Annotated in this window: 4 protein-coding genes and 1 pseudogene; 4 read left to right on the forward strand and 1 reads right to left on the reverse strand. The window is 69.3% G+C overall.

Annotated features, from left to right (window positions below; genetic code table 11):
• A pseudogene (locus QH270_RS28260) lies at positions 1–127 on the reverse strand (DoxX family protein); the annotation flags it as partial.
• A 79-nt stretch (positions 128–206) separates the two neighbouring features.
• Here QH270_RS28260 and QH270_RS28265 point away from each other — a divergent pair.
• The 4 genes from QH270_RS28265 (at position 207) to QH270_RS28280 (ending at position 2,254) form a co-directional block, all read left to right on the forward strand.
• Positions 207–479 carry a hypothetical protein gene (locus tag QH270_RS28265; protein WP_280347085.1) on the forward strand — a complete coding sequence of 91 codons (273 nt, stop codon included), beginning with the start codon at positions 207–209 and terminating at the stop codon, positions 477–479.
• Between the two features lie 149 nt (positions 480–628).
• The gene (locus QH270_RS28270) at positions 629–1,003 is read left to right on the forward strand and encodes an SHOCT domain-containing protein (RefSeq protein WP_280347086.1); all 375 of its coding nucleotides are present in this window, start codon (positions 629–631) and stop codon (positions 1,001–1,003) included.
• A 166-nt stretch (positions 1,004–1,169) separates the two neighbouring features.
• Positions 1,170–1,901, forward strand: coding sequence for a GntR family transcriptional regulator (locus tag QH270_RS28275; RefSeq protein ID WP_280347087.1), 732 nt, complete (start codon positions 1,170–1,172; stop codon positions 1,899–1,901).
• Between the two features lie 62 nt (positions 1,902–1,963).
• Positions 1,964–2,254 carry a hypothetical protein gene (locus QH270_RS28280; RefSeq protein ID WP_280347088.1) on the forward strand — a complete coding sequence of 97 codons (291 nt, stop codon included), beginning with the start codon at positions 1,964–1,966 and terminating at the stop codon, positions 2,252–2,254.
• Positions 2,255–2,371 lie beyond the last annotated feature (117 nt).

Genomic DNA, 2,371 nt, shown 5'->3' on the forward strand with positions numbered 1-2,371 from the left:
GGGTGGGGATCAGCTTGGCGAACCCGTAGAACAGCAGCTGGCCGCCGACGCAGAGGCGCAGCGCGGTCATGAACCAGCTGAGCGAGCGGGGATAGGCCGGGCGACGGCGGTCGAGCACCGACCACACCACCATCGGCCCGCGCCTCGCCTTCAGGGTCAACTGCCCCGGGGCCCCCACCCCGGGCTCCTCCACCTACACCCACAACGTGATGCGCACGCTCGGCTCGGCCTTTCTCGATACGCAGGTCCCCGATCCCGGCCCGTACCAGGAGCGGCCGGACGTGAGCGTCACCGATCCGATGATCGCGCGCCCCGACGCCCTGCTCGGCACCTTCGGCATCGGACCCTACGCCTACCCCGGCTGCAGCTTCGTCGACTGCCTCGGCGAGACGCCCGAGCCGCCGTTCTCCGATTGGCCGCCGGGGTGCGTGATCCTCGGGTGCGTCGGCACGAATCCGGCTACACCCGGCATCCGTTGAACGGGCGCGCTGTGGCTGACAGGTACCTGCCCTGACCAGGGTGGGTGAAACATCCCGAAGACCGGCGAATCTCCGGCAATAGGCGTGCTTCAATCGATCGCCCGACCCGGGGCGAATCGATCGAGTGCCCGAACGCGAGGTGTGTCGTCATGTCATTCTGGGAAGTGCTCTGGCTCATCATTGTGAGCTTCGCTTTTGTCGCCTATCTGATGATGCTGTTCATGATCGTCGGAGACCTGTTCCGGGACAAGAACACCTCGGGCTGGGTGAAGGCGGTCTGGATCGTCTTTCTGGTCTTCTTCCCGCTCATCACCGCCCTGGTGTACTTGATCGCACGTGGTCAGGGCATGGCGGAGCGGTCGAGCGCCGAGGCGAAGCAGATCAAGCAGGCGCAGGATTCCTACATCAGGGAGACCGCGGGGACCAGCCCGGCCGCCCAGATCGCCGACGCGAAGAAGCTGCTCGAAGACGGTTCCATCACGCAGGCCGAGTTCGAGCAGTTGAAGAACAAAGCGCTCGCCTGATCCCGTTCCCGCGAAGGCCTCGCCCACCATTACCCTCGGTGCGCGGGGCCTTCCCTGTTCGCCCGGGAAATGACCCTGGGCGCGTGCCTCGCCGTCGCGTATTCTCGAAGCAACCGGACAGGACCAGTAGGGACCGGTGCACCGCTCGCGAGAAGGAGCCGCCCTCATGCCCGCACCGCTGCGCGACAGCGCAGTGCCCAAACACGAACAGCTGCGCGCGATCCTGCTGCAGAAATGCACGCGCGAGCTCCAGCCGGGCGACCTCATGACCAGCGAGCGCAATCTGATGCAGGACTACGGCGTCAGCCGGATCACCGTGCGCGAGGCGATCGGCCAGCTGGTGAACGAGGGCTATCTGGTCCGGGTGCGCGGCAAGGGCACCTTCGTGGCCCACCGCCCGGTGCAGTCCCGGCTGCACCTGGCCTCGTTCACCGAGGAGATGCGGGCGCTCGGCCACCACCCCACCACGCTGGTCCTGGTCGCGGAAGAGGCGGTGCCGCCCGAGGCCACCGCCCGCGCGCTGCGGCTGCCCGCCGAGGCGGCCGCCTACCACGTGCGCAGGCTCCGCCTGGCCGACGAGGAACCGGTGAGCGTGGACGACGCCTGGTTCAACCCCGAGCTGCTCCCCGGCCTGATCTCGCACGACCTCACGAGTTCGATCTACCGAACCACCGCCGACCGCTACGGCAGGCCGATCGAACGCGCCGTCCAGACCGTGGACGCGCAGGCCGCCGAGGCCGGCGTCGCGATGCTGCTCGGCGTGCGCAAAGGCGCGCCGGTCCTGCATTTCGACCGGGTGTCGTTCAGCGCCGAGGTGCCGATCGAGCACACCCACAGCTGGTACCGGGCCGACCGCTATCGCGTCCAGATGGAAGTCGGCGAGCGATCACCGGTATGAAATAGGCATATTTCAGATACTGTATGGGCGCTATCACAGCGAAGTGCTCGGAGGTATCCCCCATGTCCATCCCCAGATCCACCACGCGCGCGGGGCTTTCGGCCTTGCTCGCCGCCGCGGCCGTCCTCGGCACCGCCGGCACCGCCAACGCCATCGGCGGCCTCGACTGGGACCTGCTCCCCTCGGGCTCGGTCCAGATCGGCCCACCCACCGGCAGTTCCATGGGCTCGTTCGATCTCGACCTCGGCAGCGGCACCGGCTCCTTCGACGCCGACCTCGGCTCCTCGGCCCCCCAGCCCCTCCCCGGCACCGGCTCGGCCGCCTTCCCACCCCTGTTCGGTTCGGCGGGCTGATCGCCGGGGGGCGGGGGGGGGGGCGGCGAGGCACCCGCCGCCCCCCCCCCCCGCCCCGGCGCGAGGGGGGGGCCGCAGGGCGAGAGGGACGGACCCCCCCGCCCCCACCCCCCCGCG

This window comes from Nocardia neocaledoniensis (genome assembly GCF_029868625.1).
In the GTDB taxonomy this organism is placed as follows: Bacteria; Actinomycetota; Actinomycetes; order Mycobacteriales; family Mycobacteriaceae; genus Nocardia; species Nocardia neocaledoniensis_A.

Bases quoted from the DNA above. Each gene is read 5' to 3' on its own strand.
- QH270_RS28275 (WP_280347087.1), top strand. From the start codon at position 1,170: ATGCCCGCACCGCTGCGCGACAGCGCAGTGCCCAAACACGAACAGCTG.
- QH270_RS28270 (WP_280347086.1), top strand. From the start codon at position 629: ATGTCATTCTGGGAAGTGCTCTGGCTCATCATTGTGAGCTTCGCTTTT.
- QH270_RS28280 (WP_280347088.1), top strand. From the start codon at position 1,964: ATGTCCATCCCCAGATCCACCACGCGCGCGGGGCTTTCGGCCTTGCTC.